Annotated in this window: 23 protein-coding genes and 1 pseudogene; 14 read left to right on the top strand and 10 right to left on the bottom strand. The window is 62.7% G+C overall.

The window, feature by feature from the left end; genetic code table 11:
- Positions 1-419 (bottom strand): thymidine kinase (locus B4E36_RS21800; protein ID WP_345900822.1); only part of this gene is annotated, 419 nt, incomplete at its 3' end.
- Between the two features lie 176 nt (positions 420-595).
- Between B4E36_RS21800 and choV the strand changes: the two genes are divergently transcribed.
- The 6 genes and pseudogenes from choV to B4E36_RS21770 all read left to right on the top strand — a co-directional run bounded on the left by choV (position 596) and on the right by B4E36_RS21770 (position 6,141).
- The gene (gene choV / locus B4E36_RS21795; RefSeq protein ID WP_292053071.1) at positions 596-1,660 is read left to right on the top strand and encodes a choline ABC transporter ATP-binding protein; all 1,065 of its coding nucleotides are present in this window, start codon (positions 596-598) and stop codon (positions 1,658-1,660) included.
- A pseudogene (locus tag B4E36_RS21790) lies at positions 1,657-2,139 on the top strand (HugZ family protein); the annotation flags it as partial. The gene choV and the pseudogene B4E36_RS21790, both read left to right, overlap by 4 nt.
- Before the next feature lie 249 nt (positions 2,140-2,388).
- Positions 2,389-2,709 carry an ArsR/SmtB family transcription factor gene (locus B4E36_RS21785; protein ID WP_018066088.1) on the top strand — a complete coding sequence of 107 codons (321 nt, stop codon included), beginning with the start codon at positions 2,389-2,391 and terminating at the stop codon, positions 2,707-2,709.
- Positions 2,710-2,886: 177 nt separating this feature from the next.
- Entirely contained in the window at positions 2,887-4,215 is a 1,329-nt protein-coding gene (locus B4E36_RS21780) for an aspartate aminotransferase family protein (RefSeq protein ID WP_018066089.1), read from the top strand.
- 253 nt (positions 4,216-4,468) lie between these two features.
- A complete protein-coding gene (locus B4E36_RS21775) occupies positions 4,469-5,341 on the top strand; it encodes an aldose 1-epimerase family protein (RefSeq protein WP_345900821.1) in 873 nt (290 codons plus the stop codon).
- A gap of 143 nt (positions 5,342-5,484) precedes the next feature.
- Positions 5,485-6,141 carry an aquaporin gene (locus B4E36_RS21770; protein ID WP_292053061.1) on the top strand — a complete coding sequence of 219 codons (657 nt, stop codon included), beginning with the start codon at positions 5,485-5,487 and terminating at the stop codon, positions 6,139-6,141.
- A 62-nt stretch (positions 6,142-6,203) separates the two neighbouring features.
- Here the strand turns inward: B4E36_RS21770 and B4E36_RS21765 are convergent, their stop codons facing one another.
- On the bottom strand, positions 6,204-7,847 hold the full coding sequence (locus tag B4E36_RS21765; RefSeq protein ID WP_292053059.1) for an alpha-glucosidase family protein: 1,644 nt from the start codon (positions 7,845-7,847) through the stop codon (positions 6,204-6,206).
- A 247-nt stretch (positions 7,848-8,094) separates the two neighbouring features.
- Here B4E36_RS21765 and B4E36_RS21760 point away from each other — a divergent pair, with 247 nt between their 5' ends.
- Entirely contained in the window at positions 8,095-9,126 is a 1,032-nt protein-coding gene (locus B4E36_RS21760) for a glycosyltransferase family 4 protein (RefSeq protein ID WP_292053057.1), read from the top strand.
- Between the two features lie 3 nt (positions 9,127-9,129).
- On the opposite strand, the gene der is transcribed toward B4E36_RS21760, so the two are convergent.
- From der to B4E36_RS21730, 6 genes are all read right to left on the bottom strand, one after another.
- Entirely contained in the window at positions 9,130-10,557 is a 1,428-nt protein-coding gene (der, locus tag B4E36_RS21755; protein ID WP_292053055.1) for a ribosome biogenesis GTPase Der, read from the bottom strand.
- Positions 10,558-10,625: 68 nt separating this feature from the next.
- Complete coding sequence (locus B4E36_RS21750) at positions 10,626-11,312, bottom strand: tetratricopeptide repeat protein (protein ID WP_292053053.1); 687 nt, start codon at positions 11,310-11,312, stop codon at positions 10,626-10,628.
- Positions 11,313-11,404: 92 nt separating this feature from the next.
- Positions 11,405-11,992 carry an NnrU family protein gene (locus tag B4E36_RS21745; protein ID WP_292053050.1) on the bottom strand — a complete coding sequence of 196 codons (588 nt, stop codon included), beginning with the start codon at positions 11,990-11,992 and terminating at the stop codon, positions 11,405-11,407.
- A 135-nt stretch (positions 11,993-12,127) separates the two neighbouring features.
- The gene (gene sbmA, locus B4E36_RS21740) at positions 12,128-13,402 is read right to left on the bottom strand and encodes a peptide antibiotic transporter SbmA (RefSeq protein WP_292053048.1); all 1,275 of its coding nucleotides are present in this window, start codon (positions 13,400-13,402) and stop codon (positions 12,128-12,130) included.
- A gap of 118 nt (positions 13,403-13,520) precedes the next feature.
- Positions 13,521-14,282: a type I methionyl aminopeptidase gene (map, locus tag B4E36_RS21735; RefSeq protein WP_292053046.1), complete on the bottom strand. Its 762-nt coding sequence runs from the start codon at positions 14,280-14,282 to the stop codon at positions 13,521-13,523.
- A gap of 13 nt (positions 14,283-14,295) precedes the next feature.
- On the bottom strand, positions 14,296-15,342 hold the full coding sequence (locus B4E36_RS21730; RefSeq protein WP_292053043.1) for an LLM class flavin-dependent oxidoreductase: 1,047 nt from the start codon (positions 15,340-15,342) through the stop codon (positions 14,296-14,298).
- A gap of 253 nt (positions 15,343-15,595) precedes the next feature.
- Between B4E36_RS21730 and B4E36_RS21725 the strand changes: the two genes are divergently transcribed.
- From B4E36_RS21725 to B4E36_RS21695, 7 genes are all read left to right on the top strand, one after another.
- A complete protein-coding gene (locus B4E36_RS21725) occupies positions 15,596-16,372 on the top strand; it encodes a 3-hydroxybutyrate dehydrogenase (RefSeq protein ID WP_292053040.1) in 777 nt (258 codons plus the stop codon).
- A 37-nt stretch (positions 16,373-16,409) separates the two neighbouring features.
- Positions 16,410-17,873 carry a xanthine dehydrogenase small subunit gene (gene xdhA, locus B4E36_RS21720; protein WP_292053037.1) on the top strand — a complete coding sequence of 488 codons (1,464 nt, stop codon included), beginning with the start codon at positions 16,410-16,412 and terminating at the stop codon, positions 17,871-17,873.
- 3 nt (positions 17,874-17,876) lie between these two features.
- Positions 17,877-20,222 carry a xanthine dehydrogenase molybdopterin binding subunit gene (xdhB, locus tag B4E36_RS21715; protein WP_292053035.1) on the top strand — a complete coding sequence of 782 codons (2,346 nt, stop codon included), beginning with the start codon at positions 17,877-17,879 and terminating at the stop codon, positions 20,220-20,222.
- Positions 20,223-20,225: 3 nt separating this feature from the next.
- Positions 20,226-21,065, top strand: a complete 840-nt coding sequence (xdhC, locus tag B4E36_RS21710; RefSeq protein ID WP_292053033.1) for a xanthine dehydrogenase accessory protein XdhC — start codon at positions 20,226-20,228, stop codon at positions 21,063-21,065.
- A 97-nt stretch (positions 21,066-21,162) separates the two neighbouring features.
- Positions 21,163-22,401 carry a urate hydroxylase PuuD gene (locus B4E36_RS21705; RefSeq protein WP_292053031.1) on the top strand — a complete coding sequence of 413 codons (1,239 nt, stop codon included), beginning with the start codon at positions 21,163-21,165 and terminating at the stop codon, positions 22,399-22,401.
- Positions 22,398-23,696 carry a guanine deaminase gene (gene guaD / locus B4E36_RS21700; protein WP_345900820.1) on the top strand — a complete coding sequence of 433 codons (1,299 nt, stop codon included), beginning with the start codon at positions 22,398-22,400 and terminating at the stop codon, positions 23,694-23,696. The genes B4E36_RS21705 and guaD overlap by 4 nt, the downstream gene beginning before the upstream one ends.
- Positions 23,697-23,760: 64 nt before the next feature.
- A complete protein-coding gene (locus tag B4E36_RS21695; RefSeq protein WP_292053027.1) occupies positions 23,761-24,909 on the top strand; it encodes an alpha-hydroxy acid oxidase in 1,149 nt (382 codons plus the stop codon).
- Between the two features lie 292 nt (positions 24,910-25,201).
- Here the strand turns inward: B4E36_RS21695 and B4E36_RS21690 are convergent, their stop codons facing one another.
- A complete protein-coding gene (locus B4E36_RS21690; RefSeq protein ID WP_292053026.1) occupies positions 25,202-25,942 on the bottom strand; it encodes a metallophosphoesterase family protein in 741 nt (246 codons plus the stop codon).
- Positions 25,942-26,088: hydroxyisourate hydrolase (locus B4E36_RS21685; protein WP_345900825.1), on the bottom strand; the 147-nt coding region annotated here is incomplete at its 5' end. The genes B4E36_RS21685 and B4E36_RS21690, both read right to left, overlap by 1 nt.

Here is a 26,088-nt window from a genome sequence, read left to right as displayed (position 1 = left end):
TCCCTGATTTCATCCGCGAGCACGAACAGTTCGGCCGATGCCGGAAACAACCGGCCCATGAAATCCGATCTGAGGCCATAGGCCATCACGGGAATCTTGAGTTCATCGACGACCCGCGCCAATTGCCAGGCATGCGCGGCGGTGGCGAAATGGGCCTCGTCGACGAACAGGCAATCGATCTTGCGCTCCTGGTCGAGCGCGCCTGCGCATTCGAACAGGTCGGTATCCTGCCCGAACGTGACCGCCTCGGCCTTGAGCCCGATCCGCGAGGAAACCACGCCCTTGCCGCCGCGATCATCGAGTTCTGCCAGCAGGATGACGGCATGCATGCCGCGCTCGCGGTAATTATAGGCGGCCTGAAGCAGCAGGGTCGATTTGCCAGCGTTCATCGTGGCATAGTAGAAGTGAAGTTTCGCCATTTTGCGGTCCTTTTTGTTCTTTCTTGCCGCGAACGGCAGCCCGCAAGAAGTCTGAATCGCAGATAGCCACAGAAAAGCTTAGGCCGCCGCTTTCGCGCGGCGCATCTTGCCGCTTGTGCGCGAATATGAGAAACAACCGCCTGCCATCCCCTCCTGCCCATGCTGACGCAGAACCCATGGAAACAGTCGTCGAGATCAACGCAATCGATATCGTCTATGGCAGGCATGCGCGCCGCGCCCTGCCGCTCATCGATGCCGGTTTTTCGCGTGATGACATTCACGCCCGCACCGGCAGCCTCGTCGGCGTCGCCAACGCCTCGCTGACGCTCGGACGCGGTGAGATCGTCGTGCTGATGGGCCTTTCGGGTTCTGGAAAATCGACCCTGCTGCGCGCCGTCAATGGCCTGGCGCCGGTCGTGCGCGGCGACGTCGAGGTGCATACCGAAGACGGCGTCATCAATCCCTATGCCGCCGGCGCCAAAGCGCTCAGGGCGTTGAGGGCGCGGTCGGTCTCGATGGTGTTCCAGCAGTTCGCGCTACTGCCCTGGCTGAGCGTTGCCGAAAATGTCGGCCTCGGGCTCGAGCTTTCGGGCGTGCCCAAACGCGAGCGGCGCGAGCGCATCGAAGAACAGCTTGCGCTGGTCAACCTCTCCGACTGGGCCGACAGCCCGATCGACGCGCTTTCAGGCGGCATGCAGCAGCGTGTCGGCCTGGCGCGCGCGTTTGCCACCGGCGCCCCGATCCTGCTGATGGACGAGCCGTTTTCGGCGCTCGATCCGCTGATCCGCGCGCATCTGCAGGATGAGTTGCTGGAGCTGCAGCAGCGCCTCAGAAAATCGATCTTGTTCGTCAGCCACGATCTCGATGAAGCCATCAAGCTCGGCGATCGCATCGCGATCATGGAAGGCGGCAAGATAATCCAGACGGATACGCCGCGCGTAATCATCAAGAACCCGGCAAACGACTATGTTGCCGATTTCGTCGCCAACACCAACCCGCTCACGGTTCTCACGGCAGGAGACATCATGAACCCGGTATCCTCGCGCAGCCAGTTGGACACGCAGATCGCCGCGACCGTCAAAGCCGCGACGCCGGCCATGACGCTGATACGCCTGCTTGCGGAACGGCCCGGAACGATCGGCGTCGTCGAGGGCGGGCGCATTGCCGGAACGATCTCGCACCGCGAGATTGCCGCCAGCCTTTCGCCGCGGCGGCCCCGATCCGCGGAGCCTTTGGCATGAACGAAAAATCCTCTCCCCTGCGCGAAACCGACGAAGCGGCGATCCGGCTGGCAAAAACGCTTCTGGGCGATGCCGGCTTTGCCGCCCTTGCCGTCAACGAACCGGAGACCGGATTTCCGCTTGCAAGCCGGGTGCTGATCGCGACCGACACCGACGGCGCGCCCGTGATCCTGATTTCGGCGCTGTCGAGCCATACCAGGGCGATCCAGCGCGACGGCAGGGTATCGCTTTTGACGGGGGAACCTGGAAAGGGAGACCCGATGGCCCATCCGCGCATGACGACGCGGTGCCTGGCCGGGGTCATTGAACGCGGCAGCGACGACCATGCGCGGATGCGGGCACGGTTCCTCGAGCGCCACCCGAAGGCGAAGACCTACATCGATTTCCCCGATTTCAACCTTTTCCGGCTGTCGCCGGTGTCGGCGAACCTCAATGGGGGTTTTGGCAAGGCCTATGCCATCGAGGGCAAGGACCTGATCGGACCCGGGTAAAGCCCCGACCGCGGGACGCGCCGCATCCAGATCGGTTCCTGTTTGTCATTCGTCAGTAATCAAGCGAGTTGAATTGGCGTAGCGGGCAGATGGAAACGGGATTTTTCTTTATTTTCGGCGACCCTGTTAAAAAATACCCTAAATTTCGTATTATTTTTTTCCAGACGACTCAGTTACATTCCATTTTAGGCATTGGGAAAATTATTGACACTTCGTTGCAAGCCAAGGAGTACTGATGTGAGCGCAAACAAACTGTCAGACAAGACCTCTCCGGCCGCCAGCCTGCTTTCGGCGATGGCAAACCCGAAGCGTCTTCAGATTCTCTGCGTGCTGATCGAACGGGAGATGCCGGTCGGCGCGCTCGCGGTCCGGGTCGGTCTCAGTCAATCCGCCCTGTCGCAGCACCTGTCGAAACTGCGCGCCCAGAACCTCGTGGAAACGCGGCGCGAAGCGCAGACCATCTATTACAGCACGCATGCCGAACCGGTCCGCAAGCTTCTCGACACGCTCGGCGAGATTTACGACGAGGAAATGATTGCCAGCCGCAAGGCGGGCTGAGCCTCTGTCGATCGGCGCATCGCGGGCCGACAGGGATAGTCAGGGCGGTGCCTGACGGATTGTGCCTTTTGGCAGAGGCTTTCGCTTGACGGCGGCGGTACCGCTGATAACGTGCTCTCCAATAGTATTGAAGCAACAGGGCCCGGCGACGGGTCGCTTTCTTTTGTGGAGCAGCTCATGTCCGACAGCGCCAATGTGACGCCCAACAATCTCGACGCATTCTGGATGCCGTTTACCGCCAACCGGCAGTTCAAGAAGGCCCCGCGCATGTTCGTGGCCGCCAAGGACATGTATTATACGACCGCCGACGGTCGCAAGGTTCTGGACGCGACCGCGGGGCTCTGGTGCGTGAACGCCGGTCACTGCCGGCCGAAGATCGTCGAGGCGATCCGCAAGCAGGCCGGCGAACTCGATTACGCCCCCGCCTTCCAGCTCGCCCACCCCAAGGCCTTCGAGCTTGCCAACCGGCTGGTCGATATCGCGCCGGAGGGCATGAACCATGTGCTCTACACCAATTCGGGCTCCGAATCGGTCGAGACCGCGCTCAAGGTCGCGCTCGCCTACCACCGGGCGAAGGGCGAGGGCTCGCGCTTCCGGCTGATCGGACGCGAGCGGGGCTATCACGGCGTCAATTTCGGCGGCATCTCGGTCGGTGGCATCGTGGCCAACCGCAAGATGTTCGGCACGCTTCTGACCGGCGTCGACCATCTGCCCCACACCCACCTGCCGGAGAAGAACGCCTTCACCAAGGGCCAGCCGGAGCATGGCGGTGATCTGGCCAGCGAACTGGAGCGGATCGTAACACTCCACGATCCCTCGACCATTGCAGCCGTCATCGTCGAGCCGGTCGCCGGCTCCACCGGTGTCCTCATTCCGCCGAAGGGCTATCTCAAGAAGCTGCGCGAGATCTGCACCAAATACGGCATCCTGCTGATCTTCGATGAAGTGATCACCGGTTACGGCCGTCTCGGCACGCCCTTTGCCGCGCAGTATTATGACGTCAAACCGGACATCATCATCACCGCCAAGGGACTGACCAACGGCGTCATTCCGATGGGCGCGGTGTTCGTGACCTCCGCAATCCATGACGCCTTCATGAGCGGCCCGGAGCACATGATCGAGTTCTTCCACGGCTATACCTATTCCGGCAATCCGATGGCGTCGGCCGCGGCGCTCGCCACGCTCGACACCTACAAGGAGGAAGGCCTGCTGACGCGGGCCGCCGAACTGGCGCCCTATTGGGAAGAACAGCTCCACAGCCTGCGCGACTGCCCCTATGTCATCGACATCCGCAACACCGGGCTGATCGGCGCGATTGAGCTGGAGCCGATCGCGGGCGAAGCCACGAAACGCGCCTTCACCGCCTTCCTGAAGGCCTATGAGGACGGCCTGCTGATCCGCACCACCGGCGATATCATCGCGCTGTCGCCGCCGCTGATCATTTCCAAATCCGAGATCGACGAATTGTTCGAGAAGCTGCGCAAGGTGCTGATGAACAATATCTGAGGCCCCGCGTATCGCTGCGGGCGTGAAAGCCGGCGCATCGGGTTCGCCCGCCGCGCCGCTTTCCGCCGCCGCCTCGGATTTGGCGAGAACCGGGTTCCGCCTTTTCGCCGTTCTCCGCTAGAGCCATTCCGCGTTTCACGGAGACGCGAAAAGGCTCTATCTCTTTGTTTTACGCAATTCCGGACGGTGAACCGGTATCCACTTCACCTGGAATTGCTCTACTGTTGCGCTGCCGCAAACGGGAGATGCAGTCATGTCCGACGAAATTCTGATCAAGAACGAACGCCTTGCCGTCGCGGTTTCGCCGCTTGGCGCCGAGACCCGCTCTCTCACCAGCAAGGACGGGCGCGAATGGCTCTGGGATGGCGATCCGACCTACTGGACCGGTCGTGCCCCCATCCTGTTTCCGATCGTCGGCAAGGCGCCCGATAACAGGGTGACGATCGAGGGCATGGCATTCCCGATGCAACAGCACGGCTTTGCCCGCAAGAGCGTTTTCGCGCTCGAGGACAGCGCGCCCTCCTCCTGCCGCTTCCGGCTCGACCCGACCGACGAGACGCGGCTGGCCTATCCGTTCGAATTCTCGCTCTCGATCACCCATGCGCTGGCCGACGCGACGCTGACGGTGACCGCCGAGATCGAAAACCGCGATGAACGGCCAATGCCGTTCGGCTTCGGTTTCCATCCCGCCTTCCGCTGGCCGATGCCGGGTCTCACCAGGGGCCATGTCCATCACATCGCGCTCGCAAACCGCGCCGCGCCAGCGATGATCCGGCTGCGCGACGGGCTCTTGGACCTGACGCCGCTGGCCTCGCCCTTCGTCGAGGGTTTGCTCGCGCTTGACCACGATTATTTCGAGGAGGATGCGATGATCTTCCCCGAAGGCGCGGGCGACCGGCTGAGCCTCAGCGCCGAGGACGGCCCCTCGATGCATTTCCGCTTCGAGAACCTGCCAAACCTCGCGCTCTGGACCAAGCCCGGCGCGCCCTATATCTGCGTCGAGCCCTGGCACGGCATGGCCGCGGCCCGCGGCAAGGGCCCGGCGATTGAAGACCGGCCGTTCATCGTAACGCTGCCTGCCGGCAAATCGGCGCGCTTCGGCTGGTCCGTGACGATAGACGGATAGGTTGCTACTCTCTTATTTTGCTTGCTAAACGCGAATCAATCGCGCATATCTCGAAAAAAACACCTGGGTCGCTCCACATTGATCGTTCAATTGTCGGCGAGCAGCTCGGGGAATGGGGGCCGCCGTTTTTCGGGGTCCTCAACATGAAGAAACTCGTTGCAGAATTTATCGGCACGGCGGTGCTTGTGCTGTTTGGCTGCGGCGCAGCCGTTCTGGGCGGCGATGCCATCGGGCAGACCGGCATCGCCTTTGCCTTCGGTCTCGCCATTGTCGCCATGGCCTATGGCATCGGGCCGATCTCCGGTTGCCACATCAATCCCGCCGTCAGCCTCGGCGTATTTGTCGCGGGCCGCATGCCGGCCGGCGAAATGCTGCGCTACTGGGTCGCCCAGTTCGCCGGCGCGCTGGTGGGCGCATTCGTTCTGGCGATCATCGCCGGCTCCACGGCCAGCCTTGGACAGAACGGCTGGGGTCCGGGCTATCTCGGCGAATATGCGCTGCCGGCGGCGCTGGTCTTCGAGGTCGTGTTCACCGCGATCTTCGTGATCGTCATCCTCGGCTCCACCGCCGCGGCCGCGCCCGCCGGCTTCGCCGGCCTCGCGATCGGGCTGACGCTCGTCGCCATCCACCTTGTCGGCATCCAGGTCACGGGCGTGTCGGTCAATCCGGCCCGAAGCTTCGGCCCGGCGCTCCTGGCGGGCGGCCATGCGCTGGCCCAGCTCTGGCTGTTCATCGTCGCACCGCTGGCCGGCGGTGTCATCGGCGCATTGCTCTATCGCTTCAAGGCGTTCGAAGACTGAGCCCGACGCGGAGGCCCGGCATGCCGGGTTTCCGCCATCACATTGAGCGCGGCAAACCTGTTCTAGATCCGCGCGCAGAATCCGTCAAACGCGCCGAGCTCCACTTCCGCCCCGTTCAACACGCCCGTCATGCCCGGCAAATCGACGGACTTGACGTGACCGACGGCCATCTGCAGCGGCACCTCCTGCGGCGTGTCGGCGAAGTTGAAGATGAACAGCAGCGTTTCCTTGCCCTTGCTGCGGGTGAATATCAGCACATCGTCGCTGTCGCTGTCGTGAAACTCGATATCGCCATCAAACAGCGCCGCGTGCTCGCTGCGGAAGGCCAGCGTGGCGCGATAGTGGCTGTAGACCGAGTCTGGCTTGGGCGCCTGCTCGAACACCGAAAGCGACAGATGCGCCTCGGGCACCGGCAGCCACGGCTTCTCTGCAGTGGAAAATCCGGCATCAGGCGGCACATTGCTCCACGGCATCGGCGTACGGCAGCCGTCGCGGCCCTTGTAGGACGGCCAGAAGCGGATGCCGTAGGGGTCGCGCAGATCCTCGAAGGCAAGCTCCGCCTGCGGCAGACCAAGCTCCTCGCCCTGGTAGAGGCAGATCGAACCCCTGAGCGTCGCCATCACCGAGATGGCGAGCCTTGCGACCGGCTCGCGTTCGGCCTCGGTTTTGGCGAAGCGCGAGACATGGCGATCGACATCGTGATTGGAAAACGCCCAGCACACCCAGCCATCCGAGACCACGGTGAAGAAATTCTCCACGCATTTGCGGATATGGGCCGGCGAGAAATCCGGGCCCAGGAAATCGAAGGTGTAGCACATATGGAGCTTGTCATCGCCGGCGGTATATTCGGCAACGGTCTTCAATGAGCGCGCGCCGTCGCCGACCTCGCCGACCGAGGAGCGGTCGTCATATTCATCGAGCAGCGCGCGGAAACGCTTCAGAAAGCCGATATTCTCCGGCCTTGTCTTGTCGTAAATGTGCTTCTGAAAACCGTAGGGATTCACATCGGGCGCATCGAGGCCGGCGGCATCGTCATCCTCCAGCATCGGCGGGTTGTCGCGCAGCTTGTCGTCGCAGAAATAATAGTTGACCGTATCGAGGCGGAAGCCATCGACACCGAGATCGAGCCAGAACCGAACCGCGTCGAGCAACGCATCCTGCACCGCCTCGCAATGAAAATTGAGATCGGGCTGGCTCGTCAGGAAATTATGCATGTAATACTGCTTGCGGGTGCCGTCCCATTCCCAGCCCGGACCGCCGAAGATCGACATCCAGTTGTTGGGCGCCGTGCCATCGGGTTTGGCATCGGCCCAGACATACCAGTCGGCCTTGGGATTATCCTTGCTTGAACGGCTTTCCTTGAACCAGGGATGCTGGTCGGAGGTATGTGACAGCACCTGATCGATGATGACCTTCAGGCCGAGCCTGTGGGCTTCGTCGACCAGCGCCCTGAAATCATCGAGCGTGCCGAACATGGGATCGACATCGAGGTAGTCCGAGACATCATAGCCCATGTCGGCCATTGGCGACTTGAAGAAGGGCGACAGCCAGATCGCATCGACGCCGAGTTCGGCCACATAGGTGAGCCGCCGGGTGATGCCGGGCAGATCGCCAATGCCGTCGCCTGTGGTATCCTGAAAGGAGCGGGGATAGATCTGGTAGATGACGCCGCCACGCCACCAATTGCCGGTATTGCCGTCCGTCATTGAAAATTCCCTGGTCGAAATGCTCTATCTTTTTTACGCGCGCCCGGACGGAAAGCCGGTATCCACTTTTCCTGGACGCGCTCTCGCCGTGAGCCTATCTCCGCGACCGCCCGAGGTAAATGCGGCGGCCACGTTTCTTTTGCAACGCACAATCACGGCGAAAGTGCCACTGTAATATGACTGACATATGCGCGGGCTAAAGCGGCTGAACCCTCTCAAGGACCCTTCGGCTCCAGAAAGTCTCTTGATGAACGAACCGGTGAAAAGACTGACCCTCGTTTCCGATGCCTGGCATCCGCAGGTCAACGGCGTGGTCCGGACCATCGAGAACACCAATCGCGAGCTGGCGAAGATGGGCATGGAGGTGACGATGATCACCCCCGACATGTTCCGCAACATGGGCATGCCGACCTATCCGGAAATCCGCCTGGCGCTGGCGAGCTACCGCCACGTGGCCCGCCTGATCGAGGAAAGCCGTCCGGATTACGTTCACATCGCCACCGAAGGGCCGCTCGGCTACAAGGCGCGGCGCTGGTGCCGCAGAAGGAAGTTCCGCTTTTCGACGAGCTACCACACGCGGTTTCCGGAATATGTCTCCGCGCGCCTGCCGATCCCGGCAAGCTGGCTCTATTCGATGATGCGCAACTTCCACAATGCCGGCAATGGCTGCATGGTCGCCACCGAAAGCCTCGCCCGCGAACTCGAGGGTCATGGCTTCAACAATCTGATGCGCTGGAGCCGGGGGATCGACAACACGCTGTTCTATCCGCGCCCGAAGACGGATGCCCCGTTCGGCGGCCTGCCCCGGCCGATCTTTCTGACCGTCGCGCGCGTGGCGGTGGAAAAGAACATCCAGGCGCTGCTCTCCCTAGACCTGCCGGGCAGTATCGTGATCGTCGGCGACGGCCCCGCGCGGCGCGAGTTGGAAGAAAAATATCCGAAGGCCCATTTTCTCGGCATGCTGAAAGGCGATGAACTGGCCAAAACCTATGCCGAGGCCGATGTCTTCGTCTTCACCTCCAAGACCGACACCTTCGGCAACACCATCATCGAGGCGTTGTCATCCGGCATTCCCGTGGCGGCCTTCCCCGTCACCGGCCCCGCCGATATCCTCGGCGGCCACGAACAGGCGGGCGCGCTTGACGAGGACCTTAAGGCCGCCTGCCTCAAAGCACTCGATTGCTCATCGGAAAAGGCCCGCGAACTGGCCTCGACCTACACCTGGGAGGCAGCCGCCGCCCAGTTCCACGACAACGTCATCCGGGCGCATGACGGCTGAGGGTCAGCGCTTCTTCTTGCGCTTGTGCTCGAACGGGTTCTCGCCGGCGCGGAAGTGGATGCGGATCGGGACGCCCGGCATTTCGAAATCATTGCGCAGGCCGTTGGTCAGATAGCGGATATAGCTTTCCGGCACCGCATCCGGACGCGTGCAGGAAATCATGAAGCCAGGCGGCCGGGTCTTCACCTGGGTCATGTATTTCATCCTGAGCCGCCTGCCGGAAACGGCGGGCGGGGGATGACTGACGGTCTGATGGTCGAGCCAGCGGTTGAGCCTCGCCGTGGAGATGCGCCGGTTCCAGACCTTGTCGGTATCGGCGATCGCCTGCATCAGCTTGTCGAGGCCGGTGCCACGTTCGCCGGAGATCGGCACGGCGCGGATGCCACGCGCCTGTGGCAGCAGCCGATCGGTCTTCTCACGCAGATCGGCGAGCACGGCCTGGCGATCCTCGATCATGTCCCATTTGTTGAAGGCGAGAACGGCGGCGCGGCCCTCGCGCAGCACCAGATCGACGATCTGCAGGTCCTGTTTTTCAAACGGGATCGTCGCATCGAAGACGATCACCACGCATTCGGCAAACCGGATCGCACGCAGAGCGTCGGAAACCGAGAGCTTTTCCAGCTTTTCGACCACCCGCGCCTTGCGGCGCATGCCGGCGGTGTCGAACAGCTTGATCGGCCGGCCGCGCCATTCCCATTCGACCGAGATCGAATCGCGGGTGATGCCGGCTTCCGGGCCGGTGAGCAGCCGGTCCTCGCCGAGATAACGGTTGATCAAAGTCGACTTGCCAGCGTTCGGCCGGCCGACGATCGCGACCCGAAGCGGCTTGCTGTCGTCATAGGGCGCGACCTCTTCAGGATTTTCGGCCTCTTCCTTGGTCAGCATCACATCGGTCAGCGCTTCCTCGGCGGGCTCTTCCTTGGGGAAGGCGCGCTCCTCGCCGATCGCCTCGACGATGGCGTCGCGCAGATCGTGCATGCCCTGGCCATGCTCGGCGGAAATCGGGCAGGGTTCGCCAAGCCCGAGCGTGAAGGCGTCATAGAAGCCGACATCCGAGCCGCGCGCCTCGGCCTTGTTGGCGACCAGCACCACGGGCTTTCCGCGGCGGCGCACCATTTCGGCGAGCGTATTGTCGGCGGGCGTCAGTCCCGCCTTGGCGTCGACGACGAACAGCGAAAGATCGGCCTCGTCGATCGCCGCCTCGGTCTGGGCGCGCATGCGCCCCGGCAGGGTGTCGGCGGCGGCCTCCTCGAGGCCGGCCGTGTCGATGATGGTGAAACGCAGATCCGCAAGCCGCGCCTCGCCCGGACGGCGGTCGCGGGTCACCCCGGGCGTGTCATCGACAAGCGCCAGCTTCTGCCCGACCAGACGGTTGAACAGCGTCGACTTGCCAACATTGGGTCTTCCGACGATGGCGACCTTGAAACTCATGAATGTTTCTCCTGGCGGTCATTTCCCGCCGCTTTCCCGCGGTGCTTCGCCTCGCCGCGAAATGCCTGTCAGCCGGCCGCGCTTTCGGCGACATTGCCGTCGGCGGTCATCACCTCGAGCATGATCTGGGCGCGGTTGAGCACGTTGCGCGGGGCTTCCGGGTCGTTGGCAATCGCCTCGAACCATTGCTGGGCGCGGGTGTAATCCTTCAGCCGATAGGCCGACAGTCCGAGTATTTCGCGGGCGGAGAAGCGGAACGGATTGCCGTCATTCGACAGTTCCTCGACCTCGGCGGAAACCTGCTCATAGGTGCCGGTATCGACCAGCAGCCAGCCGGCGCGCAGCTTGGCCGCATCGCGGATCGCTTCCGGAACGGAGCGGTCCTTGCCGATCGACGAGAAGGCCGAGATCGCGGCGGCCGTGTCGCCCGCTTCGGAAAGCAGGGTGGCGGCGCGCAACTGCGCCAGCACCGGATAGGAGCCGTGGCCTTCCTGTTCCAGCTCAGTCAGCGTCTGTTCGGCGGCTTCGAGATTGCCGGCTTCGATCTGGTTCAGCGCGGTGAGGAACACGTCGCCGGACTTCGCCGCCTCGCGGGACTGCCAGTATTCATAACCGCGCCAGCCGGCCGTGCCAACCACGAGAATGACGGCAGCCGCGATCAGGATCTTGCCATAGCGCCGCCAGGCATCTTTCATCCTGTCGGAACGCAGTTCCTCATTCACCTCGCGGATAAAGCTGTCGTCCTGATTTGCCATTCCGTCACTCCGGCATGCATTTTGTTACGTGCCGGGCCTTCTAACCGTTTTTTCGCTCTGTTGTAAGGGCAAAAGGCGCTTCGCCGCACCGATTATGCGGCGAACTGGATCGGCACGCCGATCAGCCAGACATGCAGCTTCCAGATGAACAGGCCCCACAGCACGATGCCGAGGATAAAGGCATAGGCATCATAGCGCGCCGAGGCGAACGGCTTGCGCGTCAAAAGCCCCGCCCGCTCGCGGCGCGCCAGCGAGATGCGCAGGATCACCGCCCAGATCAGGATGCCGGCAAACAGGATGACCGAAGCCGCCTCGCCATTGGCCAGAAGATGGGCGAGCGCCCAGATCTTGACCGACAGCACCATCGGGTGCTTGGCGATCCGCGCGATCTTTCCCGGCGGGAAGAAGCTTGCCGCAAGACAGATCATCGCGATCAGCATCAGAAGGATCGTGATATGGGCCATCCAGAATGGCGGCGTGTAGAGGACGATGCCGCTTTGGCGGGCCTGACCGAAGGCGAACACCAGAAAGACGAATTCGGCAAGCGCCACCAGAGAAAACAGGCCCCGCCATGGTTTTTCGCCGATGCGGTCGATCATCGACTGGCGAAAGCCGGGCGCGAAGGCGTGGACGAGATGGGTTCCGGTGAACAGCAGAACCGCGATGATAAGCATGACCATGAAGGAGACCCCGGCGAACAATCCAATGGAGGCCACCATAAGCCGGAAACGCAAAGTTTAGAAGTGTTCCAGCCGTTTTCGCGGCGGGAGAAAGCGGCGGACGGGATTGGGTGACAATCCCGTCCATTCTCGGGATCAGCCTTCGGGATGCGGCTCGACCACATCGCCGCCGGGCTCCTGATAGTCCTCGCGGTCGATCTCGGGCAACGGCTGGCCGAAGATCGCGGCCTCGAAGGCGGCAAGACGCTTGTAGATCGAGATCAGCTCGATGATCGTCGACCATGACATCACGAGATACTGGAACGAGCTTGCGACCTGCCCGAAGGCGGAGACGATCTGCTGGACGAGACCGTAGGTGACCGCGCCTGCCACGATCGCGGGCACGAGGATGAAATAGGCGAAGATATTGTCGGCCTGCAGGTAGAGAGAGCGGGCGAGATTGAAATAGGTGTAGTGCAGATAGAGCCGGAAATAATTGCGGCGCACATTGTCGAACAGTTCGACCAAGGTCTCCGGCTGGGCGCGGTCGGCGTGGTCCTCGCCATAGACGAGTTCCTTACGATAGGCGGCTTCCACGCGCTGGTTGCGGAATTCAAGCCCCGGCAGTTTGACGCCGACCACCACCATCAGGATCGTGCCGAACAGCGACCAGAAGATCGCGGCGGTGAAGAGCGGCGCCGGGATCGCGCCGATGATCGGCAGTTCGGTGACATATTGCGACAGCGAGAACAGCACCGGCAGGAAGGCGATCAGCGTCATCACCGAATCGATCATCGAGACCCCGAGACCCTCCATGATCGAGGCGAAGCGCATCGTGTCTTCCTGCACGCGCTGGGAAGCGCCCTCGATATGGCGGACGCGCTCCCACATGCCGGTGTAGTAATCATTCATCGCCGTGCGCCAGCGGAAGATATAGTGGCTGATGAAGAAGCGCGTGACGATGAACAGCGTGACGGACAGGAAGGCGATCTGCAGGAAGATCAGCATCAGCGTGTAGAAGTCGCCGGCGGTGATGCCGCCGTCCCCCTGGAGTGCCGCCTGCAGCGTATCGCCGAAGGGCCGGCGCCAGTTGTTGATCGCGACCGAGATCTGCACCGAGAAATAGGTGATGAAGATGATCAGCTGCGAGCCCCAGACCGACCAGAGCTGCCACTTGCGATTATCGCCGACAATCCACCAGAACACGCCGAAAATTACCGAAAACACGGCGTAATAGAGATAGAACCAGAGGAAATCCGGCGTGATGAAATGGGCAAGCCCGACCGGTTGGTCACCTTCCGGAAAAGGCGCGAAACCCATGCTGACGCCGAGTTCGCGCACCACGCCGTACCAACCGGCGATCGCGACCAGCGTCCATATCAGAGCGGAAAGGAAAAACCATTTCGGCTTCGGAAAGAATGACTGAAACAAGAGCGGGCCTTCCGGAGATGTTTGCGCTTTCGCAACTCTTACGGCATTTCGCTTAACAAAGAGAAATTAAACATAATTAAGTTGCGTCACATTCTCGTGGACAATCGCCGCTGAAGGATCACCCTCCGGCTCCTTCGCCCATCGTCAGCACCAGCGGCCCGTTGCGGGTCGCGACGATCGTGTGTTCGAACTGAACCGTCAGCGCCTGTGGCACCGAATAGAGCACCCATTCGCGGTCTTCCTCCTCCGCCCATTCGCCGCCGAGCGAAAGGAAGGGCTCAACGGTGAAGACCTGGCCTTCCGCAATGATCCGCCGCTCGCTCTTGTCCGGCCATGTGGAAAGCTCGGAGGGCTCCTCATGCAGCGACCGGCCGATGCCGTGGCTGGCGAGGTTCTGGATCAGCGAATAGCGGTTCTTGCGCGCGAAATCGCCGATGGCGTTGCCGATGGCGGAAAAGCCGCCGCCGGGCTTGACCTGGTTGATGCCGGTCCACATCGCCCGCTTGCCGTCGCGGCAGAGCCGCTTGACCTTGGACGTGACCGGCGGCACGGCGAAGGACGCGCCGGTATCGGAGAAAAAGCCGTTCTTTTCGGCCGAGACATCGATATTGACGAGGTCGCCCGCGGCGATCACCCGATCGCCCGGAATGCCGTGGGCCACTTCCTCGTTGACCGAGATGCAGGTGGCACCGGGAAACCGATAGGTGACTTCCGGGGCCGATTGCGCGCCATTCTGCTCAAGGAAAGCCCGGCCGATATTGTCGAGCTCCAAGGTGGTGATCCCCGGCTCAAGCGCGGCCGCCATGCGTTCAATCGCGGTGGCGCAAATCCGGCCGATATCCTTTAGCGCGGCCAGTTCTTCCTCAGTCTCGACAATCATGGGATGCTTTCTTTCAGACCGGCTCTCCCTGAGCCAACATTTCCTTCACCATCGGCGCGACCTTCGTGCCGAATAATTCGATGGCATGCAACACTTCGTCATGCGGCACAAGACCGACGGCGAACTGGATCATGAATCGGTCAAGCCCCATGATCCGCTGATGGGCGACGATCTTCCGCGCCAGCTCCTCCGGCCCGCCGATGAAAAGCGCGCCTTCCGGCCCGCGCGTGGCATCATACTGCGCCCGGCTTTGCGGGCCCCAGCCACGCTCGCGCCCGATCCGGTCCATCACCGCCTTCTGCGGCTCGTAGAAGATGTCGGCGGCCTTTTCGGTGGTATCGGCGAGAAAACCGTGGACGGAGATCGCGCGCTTCAGCTTTGCCGGATCGTGACCTGCCTGCTCGCCGGCCTTTTTGTGAAGATCGAACAATGGCGCGAACCGGCGCGGCTGGCCGCCGAGAATGGCGATGATCAGCGGCAGGCCGAGAAAGCCCGCGCGCGCCATCGACTGCGGCGTGCCGCCGGCCGCGATCCAGACCGGCAGCGGGTCCTGAACCGGGCGGGGATAGACCGGCAGGTTGTTGATCGGCGCCCGCGTCTTGCCAGACCACGTCACCGTCTCGTTGTCGCGGAGCTTCAACAGCAGATCGAGCTTTTCCTCGAACAGCTGGTCATAGGCTTCCAGCGGATAGCCGAACAGCGGGAAGCTTTCGATGAAGGAACCCCGCCCGGCCATGATCTCGGCGCGGCCGCCCGACAGAAGATCGACGGAGGAGAATTGCTGGAACACCCGCACCGGATCATCCGACGACAGGATCGAGACCGCGCTGGTAAGGCGGATATTCTCGGTGATCGTCGCCGCACCCGCCAGAACCGTGGCCGGCGAGGACACGAGATAATCGACCCGGTGATGCTCGCCAACGCCGAAGACATCGAGCCCGACCTTGTCGGCGAGGGTGATCTCCTCCATCAGGTTCTTCATCCGCTTTTCGGCCTCGCGGCCGCGATCGATGCCATCGGCCGGATCGACATCGGCAAAGGTGAAAACGCCCAGTTCCATGAGACTGTCCTTACGGTTGAATTTGTTTGACCCCGATATGGGGCAGGCAGGCGGCATTGTCACGCCGGGAGCAGGCTTCAACGGCGAAACGCAGTGTTCACCATCCGCCGCTGGCCGAGCGCGGCAAAAAAACGACCAACCGGTCAAAATTTCTGCCCCACCCAAGCCATTCTGGGGCCTCGCGGCGATTGCATGGCCCCATATTTGCGCATAACCTTTCCTGCAAACAACAAAAACGGGAATGGTTCGACACATGGCACGCACGGTCGTCATAACAGGCTCCACAAGCGGCATAGGTCTCGGTATCGCCGAGGGTTTTGCGGCCGCCGGCGACAATATCGTTCTGAACGGGTTCGGAAAGCAGGAAGAGATCGACGCCGCGGTCGAGCGCATCGGCGCGCTGGGCAGCGGCTCGGTGATCTACCACCCCGCCGACATGACGAAGCCGGACGAGATTGCGGCGATGATCGCTTCGGCGGCGGATACGTTCGGCGGCATCGATGTGCTGGTCAACAATGCCGGCATCCAGCATGTCAGCCCGATCGAGGATTTTCCGCCGGAAAAATGGGACCGGATCATCGCCATCAACCTGACGAGTTCGTTCCACACCATCCGCCACACCGTGCCGCTGATGAAGAAGGCGGGCTCGGGCCGCATCATCAATCTGGTCTCCGCCCACGGCCTGGTCGCCTCGCCCTTCAAGGCGGCCTATGTTTCGGCCAAGCACGGCATGATGGGCCTGACCAAGACCGTGGCGCTGGAGCTTGCCGAACACCGGATCACGGTCAACGCGATCTGTCCCGGCTATGTGCTGACGCCGCTGGTGGAAGCCCAGATACCCGACACCGCCAGGGCCCGCGGCATGACCGAGGAAGAGGTCAAGACCGAGGTGCTGCTCGCCGCCCAGCCGACCAAGGAATTCGTGACCGTCGAACAGATCGCCGCGACCGCGCTCTATCTGGCAAGCGATGCGGCGGCCCAGGTGACCGGCACCCATATTTCGATCGATGGCGGCTGGACGGCCGAGTGACCGTTTGCGCGAACACGCGCTTTCTGAAGGATTTTTGATGACGATACGGTTCATACTGAACGATGAGGAAATTGCGCTCGACGCGCTGCCGCCGGCGGAAACCCTGCTCGACTACCTGCGCATCCAGAAGCGGCTGACCGGCTCCAAGGAAGGCTGCGCGGAGGGCGATTGCGGGGCCTGCACCGTGCTTGTCGGCCGGCTGACGCGCGGCAGGCTGGTCTATGAAACCGTCAATGCCTGTATCCGCTTCGTGGCCTCGCTCAACGCCACCCATGTGGTGACGATCGAGCATCTGGCGGCCAAGGACGGCACGCTGCACCCGGTGCAGCAGGCGATGGTCGACCTCAACGGCTCGCAATGCGGCTTCTGCACGCCCGGCATCGTGATGTCGCTTTATGCGCTCTGGATGGAGAACGAGAAGCCCTCGCGCTTCGCCATCGAGAAGGCGTTGCAGGGCAATCTCTGTCGCTGCACCGGCTACGAGCCGATCGTGAAGGCCGCCGAGAAGGCATCGGCCACCCGCCCCGATGCGGCCTTCGACGCGATCGCCCGCGAGCGCGATCAGGTGATGGCGAAGCTTGCCGGCATGAAGACGGACGCCACGATCACGGTCGGCGACGACAGCAGCCGCGCCATCATTCCGGGCTCGATCGCCGCACTCGCCGATACGCTGAAGGAATACCGCGACGCCACCATCGTGGCAGGCTCCACCGATGTCGGGCTGTGGGTCACCAAGCAGATGCGCAGGCTGAACCCGATGGTGTTCATCAATCAGCTCGAAGAGTTGCAGACCATCACCGAGACCGAGACCGGCTTCATCATCGGCGCGGGCGTGACCTATTCCGAAGCGCTGCCGGCGCTGGCGGAAAAAATCCCGGCCTTTTCCCGGCTGATTGTCCGCATCGGCGGCGAGCAGGTGCGCAATATGGGCACGATCGGCGGCAATGTCGCCAATGGCTCGCCGATCGGCGACACCCCGCCCGCCCTGATCGCGCTCGGCGCCACGTTGACGCTGCAATCGACAGACGGCACCCGCACGATCGCGCTGCAGGATTATTTCCGCGACTACGGCAAGCAGGACCGCAAGCCCGGCGAATTCGTGCTGTCGCTCACCGTGCCGAAACCCGCGACGGACAGCCATTTCGCCGTCTACAAGGTCGCCAAGCGCCGCGAGGAGGATATCTCCGCGGTCTGCGGCGCGTTCTATCTGAAGCTTGCCGAAGACGGCACGGTCGCGACCATCCGCATCGCCTATGGCGGCATGGCGGGGATACCCAAGCGCGCTACCCATGTGGAGGCGGCGCTTTCCGGCAAGCCGTGGAACAGCGAAACGGTGGAAGCCGCCCGCGCGGCCTTCGAGGACGACTACCAGCCGATGACCGATATGCGCGCCACCGCCGCCTATCGCATGCTGACGGCGAAGAACCTTTTGACGCGGTTCCTTCTGGAAACCGGCGGCGACGCGCAGGAACTGCGTCGTTTCGCGGAAGAGGAGGCCTGAGTGATGGACAAGGCAATCCACGACACGGCGAACCTGAAGGCCGAAATCTCCGGCGGCATCCACAAATCCCGGGTGCATGATTCCGCCCACAAGCATGTGGCCGGTACCGCCGAATATATCGACGACATGCCGGAACCCGCGGGTCTGCTGCATGCCGGCGTCGGCCTTTCCGACCGACCTCACGCGAAGATCCACGCCATGGACCTCTCGAAGGTCGAGGCGGCCCCCGGCGTGGTCTGCGTGCTCACGGGCAAGGATGTGCCCGGCGTCAACGACATCTCGTCGGGCGGGCACCACGACGAGCCGCTGTTTGCCGACGAAATCGTCGAATATCACGGCCAGCTCATCTTCGCCGTGATCGCCGAGACCCGCCATCAGGCCCGCGCGGCGGCGAAACTGGCGGAGATCACCTATGAGGACCTGCCGTTCTGGACCAGCGTGCGCGATGCGCTGGCTCACAATGCGCCGGACGTCATCACGCCGCTGAAATTGCAGCGCGGCGATGCCAGGGCAGCACTCGCGTCGGCGAGAAACCGGATCACCGCCGAAATGGAAATCGGCGGCCAGGAGCATTTCTATCTCGAAAGCCAGATCGCGTTGGCGATCCCCGGCGAGGATGACGAGGTGGCGGTGTGGTCGTCCACCCAGCACCCGAGCGAGATCCAGCATATTGTCGGCCACGTGCTCGATATCCCATCCAATGCGGTGACCGTCTACCAGCGGCGCATGGGCGGCGGTTTCGGCGGCAAGGAGACGCAGGGCAACGGCTTTGCGGCGGTCGCGGCGCTGGCAGCGAAGAAGCTGAACCGCGCGGTGAAAATCCGCCCGGACCGCGACGAGGACATGATCATGACCGGCAAGCGGCATGACTTCGTCGCCTTCTACGACATAGGTTATGATGATGACGGCGTGATCGAGGCGGTGGACGCCACCTTCGCCGCACGCTGCGGCTTTTCCGCCGATCTCTCCGGTCCGGTGACCGACCGGACGCTGTTTCACGCCGATAGTTCCTATTACTACCCGAACGTCCATCTGGTGACGCGGCCACTCAAGACGCATACCTGCTCCAACACCGCCTATCGCGGCTTCGGCGGGCCGCAGGGCATGCTGGCGGGCGAGCGCTTCATCGAGGAAATCGCCTATGCGCTGGGCCGCGACCCACTCGATATCCGCAAGGCCAATTTCTACGGACCGAACGGCTCCGGCCGCGATGTCACGCCCTACCACCAGACGGTGGAGGACAACATCATCCTGCGTGTGGTCGAGGAGCTGGAGGAAAGCGCCGATTACCGCGCCCGCAGGCAGGCGATCATCGACTTCAACAAGACGAGCCCGGTCATCAAAAAGGGCATCGCGCTGACGCCGGTGAAATTCGGCATTTCCTTCACCATGACTGCCTTCAATCAGGCCGGTGCGCTGGTCCATGTCTATCAGGATGGTTCGGTGCAGTTGAACCATGGCGGCACGGAGATGGGCCAGGGGCTCTACATCAAGGTCGCGCAGGTGGTGGCCGACGTGTTCCAGATCGATCTGGAGCGGGTGAAGATCACCGCAACCACCACCGGCAAGGTGCCCAACACCTCGGCCACCGCCGCCTCGTCAGGCTCCGACCTCAACGGCATGGCGGCCTATAACGCGGCCAAGGAGATCAAGGATCGCCTGATTGCCTTTGCGGCCAGCCATTATCAGGTCGACGCCCACGATATCGAATTCCTGCCCAACCGGGTCAGGATCGGCGGGCGGGAAATCCCCTTCCCCGAATTGGTGAAGGCGGCCTATTTCGGCCGTATCCAGCTTTCGGCGGCGGGTTTCTACAAGACCCCGAAAATCCATTGGGACCGGGCGGCGGGCAAGGGAAGGCCGTTCTACTATTTCGCCTATGGCGCGGCCTGCACCGAGGTCTCGATCGATACGCTGACGGGCGAATACATTTTCGAGCGCACCGATATCCTCCACGATGCCGGCCGCTCGCTGAACCCGACCATCGATATCGGCCAGATCGAGGGCGGCTTCATTCAGGGCATGGGCTGGCTGACGACCGAGGAATTGTGGTGGAACGACAAGGGGCATCTGCGCACACACGCGCCCTCCACCTACAAGATCCCGCTCGCCTCCGACCGGCCGAAGATCTTCAATGTCAGGCTGACGGATTTTTCCGAAAACCGCGAGCCGACCATCGGCCGTTCCAAGGCCGTCGGCGAACCGCCCTTCATGCTGGCGATCTCGGCGCTGGAGGCGATCTCGATGGCGGTGGCGAGCGTCGCCGATTACCGCGTCTGCCCGCGTCTCGACGCGCCGGCCACGCCGGAACGCGTGCTGATGGCGGTGGAGCGGATGAAGCAGGTTTAGGCCATGGGCGAGGCGGAGCGATTTCGGCGGTTCTTCGCGGCTGACGGTCCGTCCGTCATCGTCACGGTCGCCGCGATCAAGGGCTCGACGCCGCGTGAGGTCGGGGCCGCGATCGCCGTCTCGGCGGATGCGGCCTGCGGCACGATCGGCGGCGGGCAGCTTGAATATATCGCCATCGACCACGCCCGCGCGCTGCTTGCCGGACGAACGGGGGAAACGCGGCTCGATATCGCGCTCGGCCCCGAAATCGGCCAGTGCTGCGGCGGGCGCGCGGAACTGGCATTCGAGGTCGCCGACGCGGCATCGATTGCGACCTTCCTGTCTCGGCTGGAGGCAGAGACCACCCGCCAGCCCTCGGTGTTCATCTTCGGCGGCGGTCACGTCGGCTCGGCGCTGGCGGCGGCGCTCGCGCCGCTGCCCTTCAACACGGCAATCGTCGAGACCCGGCCGGACATGGTCGAGGCGCTGCCCGATGGCGTCGAACTCCGGCTCTCCGCCCTGCCGGAGGCGGAAGTTGCCAACATTCCCGCCGGCGGGGCCGCCGTGATCCTCACCCACGACCACGCACTCGATTTCCTGATCGCCACCGAGGCGCTGAAGCGCGATGACCTCGCCTATTGCGGCATGATCGGCTCGAAGACCAAACGCGCCACCTTTCTGAGCTACGCCCGAAAACAGGAGCTCTCCGAGGCCGCGCTTTCCCGCCTTGTGATGCCGATCGGCGGCACCGCTGTTTCCGACAAGCGCCCGGCGGTGATTGCCGCTCTGGTTGCAGCTGAACTGATTTCGGTCATTCATGCCGCAAAAGCGGGCAGGCTGCACACAGCGGATGCAGCCCGGTAACGCCTTCCTATCTATTTGCGATCATTCGCAAAACATCTCTTTTTTTTCGCGCGGAAATTGCGCATCATCTCGCGGATATTAGATTTGGGGACACTTTATGTTTGAACTCGCCATCATGTGGGAGTGGGCGCAATTCGCCGTGCGCTGGCTGCATGTCATCACGGCCATCGCCTGGATCGGCTCTTCCTTTTATTTCATCGCGCTCGATCTCGGTCTGGTCGCCCGCCCCGGCCTGCCGGAAGGCGTCTCCGGCGAGGAATGGCAGGTCCATGGCGGCGGGTTCTACAATATCCAGAAATACATGGTCGCGCCCGCGCACATGCCCGAGCACCTGATCTGGTTCAAATGGGAATCCTATTTCACCTGGATGTCCGGCTTTCTGATGCTGGCGCTGGTCTATTATGGCGGCGCGGACCTGTTCCTGGTCAATCGCAGCGTGCTCGACGTCTCCGCCCCGGTCGCGATCCTGATCTCGCTTGCCTCGCTTTCCATCGGCTGGCTGTTCTATCACTATCTCTGCAAATCGCCGCTCGGCAAGCACACGATCGGCTTGATGCTGCTGCTCTATGTGCTGCTGGTGTTCATGGCCTGGGGCTACTCGCACCTCTTCACCGGCCGCGCGGCCTTCCTGCATATGGGCGCGTTCACCGCGACGATCATGACCGCCAATGTGTTCTTCGTGATCATCCCGAACCAGAAGATCGTGGTCGCCGACCTGAAGGCTGGCAAGACGCCCGATCCGAAGCTCGGCAAGGAGGCCAAGCAGCGCTCGCTGCACAACAACTACCTGACGCTGCCGGTCATCTTCTTCATGCTTTCGAACCACTATCCGCTGGCATTCGCGACCACATATAGCTGGATCATCGCATCGCTGGTGTTCCTGATGGGCGTCACCATAAGGCACTATTTCAACACCGTTCATGCCCGCAAGGGTCAGCCGAACTGGACCTGGTTGCTGACCGCGCTCATCTTCATCGTGATCATGTGGCTGTCCACCTCTCCGCAATTCTTCAAGGCGGAAAACCCCGACATGGCGGTCGCCCCCGCCTTCGAGAAATTTGCCGCGGACCCGCATTTCGCCGATGCCAAGCAGGTGGTTTCGACGCGCTGTTCGATGTGCCACATGGCCGAGCCCGTCTATGAGGGTATTCACCGCCCGCCGCTCAATGTGCGCTTCGAGACCGACGCGGAAATCGCCGCGCGCGCAAGCCAGATTTACTTGCAGGCCGGCCGCAGCCATGCCATGCCTCCGGGGAACGTAACCGGCATGACGCCGGACGAACGGGCGAAGCTGGTGGCATGGTACAGGTCGAGCACGCAGGCAAAGAGCGAATGATCCTCAGGGGGCGGTTGCTGTCGTTTCACCGCCGCCCCGAGGACCTCTCGGATACGGCGAGCTATCTTTACGAGGAAGATGGCGGGCTGCTGATCGAAGGCGGCCGCATCACCGCTTGCGGCGCGTTTGCCGCTATCAGGGCCGAGGCGCCGGATAATGTCGAGATCATCGATCATCGCCCGCATCTGATCCTGCCGGGCCTGATCGACACCCATCTGCACGTTCCGCAGATGCAGGTGATCGGCTCCTATGCCGCGAACCTCCTGGAATGGCTCAACACCTACACCTTCGTCGAGGAACAGCGCTTTTCCGATCCCGCGCATGCCGACCGCATCGCCGTCGCCTTCTTCGACGAGATGATCCGCCAGGGCACGACCACCGCCGTTGCCTATTGCTCGGTGCACAAGGCCTCCGCCGACGCCTATTTCGCGGAAGCAGAGCGCCGCAACATGCTGATGCTCGGCGGCAAGGTGATGATGGACCGCAATGCGCCGGACGCGCTCACCGATACGCCGCAGACAAGCTATGACGACACGAAGGCCGTGATCGCCGCATGGCACGGCAAGGGCCGCAACCATGTGGTCATCTCGCCGCGCTTTGCGATCACCTCCTCGCCGGAGCAAATGGAGATGGCGGCGGCACTCGCACGCGAATTCCCAGACTTGCATATCCAGACGCATCTGTCGGAAAACCTGGCGGAGATCGAGTTCGCCTGCTCGCTCTATCCGAAGGCCAAGGACTATACCGATATCTACGCCCATTACGGTCTGTTGCGGGAGAACATGCTGCTGGGTCACGCGATCCACCTTTCGGAGCGCGAACGCGATGCGATCTCGGAAACCGGCGCGGTCGCCGTCCATTGCCCGACCTCGAACCTGTTTCTCGGTTCCGGCCTGTTTCCGCTGAAGGAGTTGGAACGCCGGGACGGGCCGGTGCGCATCGCGGTTGCCACCGATATCGGCGGCGGCACCAGCTATTCGATGTTGAAGACCATGGACGAGGCCTACAAGATCCAGCAATTGCGCGGCGAACGGCTGACGCCGCTGGAGAGCTTCTTCCACATGACGCGCGGCAATGCCGAGGCGCTTGGCCTTGCCGACAGGATCGGCACGCTGGAACCGGGCACCGATGCCGATATCGTCGTGCTGGATGCGCGCGCGACCCCTGCCATGGCGCTGAAGATGGAGGCCGCCAGCACGCTTGCCGAGGAGCTTTTCCTGCTGCAGACGCTCGGCGACGACCGGGCGATCGCCGAGACCTATGTTGCCGGGAGGCCGGCCAAATCGGCGATATGACGCGGCTTGGCAGATCGTCACTCATATGTGATAAGACTATTTATATTTGATGCTGGAGGAAATCATGTTCTCGGAGCCCTTGACCATTGCCGACCTGAAGAAGCGGGCGAAATGGCGCGTGCCGAAGATGTTTTACGACTACGCCGACAGCGGCGCATGGACGGAAAGCACCTATCGCGCCAATGAGGCGGATTTTACCAAGATCCACCTGCGCCAGCGGGTCCTGGTCGACATGTCGAACCGCTCGCTTGCCTCCACTATGATCGGCGAGAACGTATCGATGCCGGTCGCGCTCGCGCCCACCGGGCTTTGCGGCATGCAGCATGCCGATGGCGAAATCCTCGCCGCCCAGGCGGCGGAGGAGGCCGGCGTCCCCTTCACCCTGTCGACCATGAGCGTCTGCTCGATCGAGGATGTCGCCGAACACACGACCAAGCCGTTCTGGTTTCAGCTTTATGTGATGAAGGACCGTGGCTTTGTCGAAAGCCTGATCGGCCGCGCCAAGGCCGCGGGCTGCAGCGCGCTGGTGCTGACGCTTGACCTGCAGATCCTCGGCCAGCGTCACAAGGACCTCGTCAACGGGCTTTCCACCCCGCCGAAATTCACGCCGAAACATGTCTGGCAGGTCGGCACCCGCCCGTTCTGGGCGCTGGACATGCTGCAGACCAAGCGTCGCTCGTTCCGCAATATCGTCGGCCACGCGCCGGCCTCCTCCGACCTGTCCTCGCTCGCCGTCTGGACCGCCGAACAGTTCGATACGCGGCTCTCATGGGCGGATGTGGAATGGATCCGCGAGCGCTGGGGCGGCAAGCTGATCCTGAAGGGCGTGCTCGACACCGAGGACGCCGCGATGGCGGCGAAGACCGGGGCCGATGCCATCATCGTCTCCAACCATGGCGGCCGCCAGCTCGACGGCGCGCTGTCCTCGATCTCGATGCTGCCGAAGATCGTCGATGAAGTCGGCGGCGATATCGAAATCCACATGGATGGCGGCATCCGTTCAGGCCAGGATATCCTGAAGGCCCGCGCGCTCGGCGCCAGGGGCACCTATATCGGCCGCCCCTATCTCTACGGCCTCGGCGCCATGGGCAAGAAGGGCGTCACCCGCGCCCTCGACATCCTCCGCAAGGAACTCGACGTGACGATGGCGCTCTGCGGCAAGCGCGATATCGAGGAAATCGACCGCAGCATTCTGGCGAAGGTGGATTTTTGAGGGAGCGGTAGAGGGCTGAATAGTATTTGCCGCTATGCCGCTTGCTTTGGCTCGCCAATCTCTCGCCTTGAGGCTGGTGAGCAGCAGATGGCCTTGCCGCTTGCTCCCAATATTCTCTCCCGCTGGCGGGAGAGATGCCCCGACAGGGGCAGTGAGGGTGGAACGGCATCTCGTCTCGTGAAGGCGCTCGCGGTGACAGTCTCCCCCCTCACTGTCGCTTTCGCGACATCTCTCCCCTCCGGGGCGAGAAGATTGGGGGCTGTGCGGAGAGGCTACAAGTCCGTGCGCGTAACTACCCCACTCGGCCCGTCGCCAGCACGTTTGCCCAGTCCTCATATCCCCGTTCCCGCGCCATTGCGACCATCCGGCTCGTATCGTAGCGCACCTGGCGGAAGGTTGGCGTCCAGCCCATTTCCGTCTTCTCGATAAGCGCGTAGCAGGCGAACGGCGTGGCGGTTTCGAGCTTGTGGTCGACGGGGACGTGGTAGGCGAAACCGGGGCAGCCGACGGAGCCTGGATTGACGATCAGGCGGCCATCGGCGAGCATCACCGAGCGGGCGACATGGCTGTGGCCGCACAGGATCAGCGGATAGGTGATGCCGGCGGCAAGGGCCTCGATCTCCGTCTGTCCGCGCAGCGTGAAGCGGCCATTGTCGAGCAGTTCCTCCAGCCACATGACCTCGTCGTTCTTGGGCGTGGCGTGGCAGAGATAGACCTCCTGCGCCACCACGGCGGCGCTCGGCATGTCGCGGATCCATTGCAGATGCTCGTCCGAAAGCTCGCCGAAGATCGGCTTTTCCCAGTCGCCCATGTCCTCGAAAGGCCGGTCGACCAGCGCGCGATCGTGATTGCCGCGCACCGTGGTGAGCCGAAGCGAAAGCAGGCGGGCGGCGGTTTCGCCGGCGGCCAGCGGCCCGGACAGGCTGTCGCCGAGATTGACGATCAGATCAGGTTGATGCTGCTCGATATCGGCAAGCACGGCCTTGAGCGCGTCGATATTGCCGTGAATATCGGCGATCGCGGCGATCGTCATCAGCTGCCCCGATAGGTGGAATAGGCGTGGGCCGAAACGAGCAGCGGCACATGGTAATGCGCGGTGACATCGGCGATCGCGAAACGCAGCGGGATATCTTCCAGGAAGGCAGGCTCAGTTAACGTCGCGCCGGTGCGCCTGAGATA

The organism is Martelella sp. UBA3392 (genome assembly GCF_002358775.1).
Lineage (GTDB): Bacteria > Pseudomonadota > Alphaproteobacteria > Rhizobiales > Rhizobiaceae > Martelella > Martelella mediterranea.
This window is presented reverse-complemented; position numbering and strand designations above follow the sequence as displayed.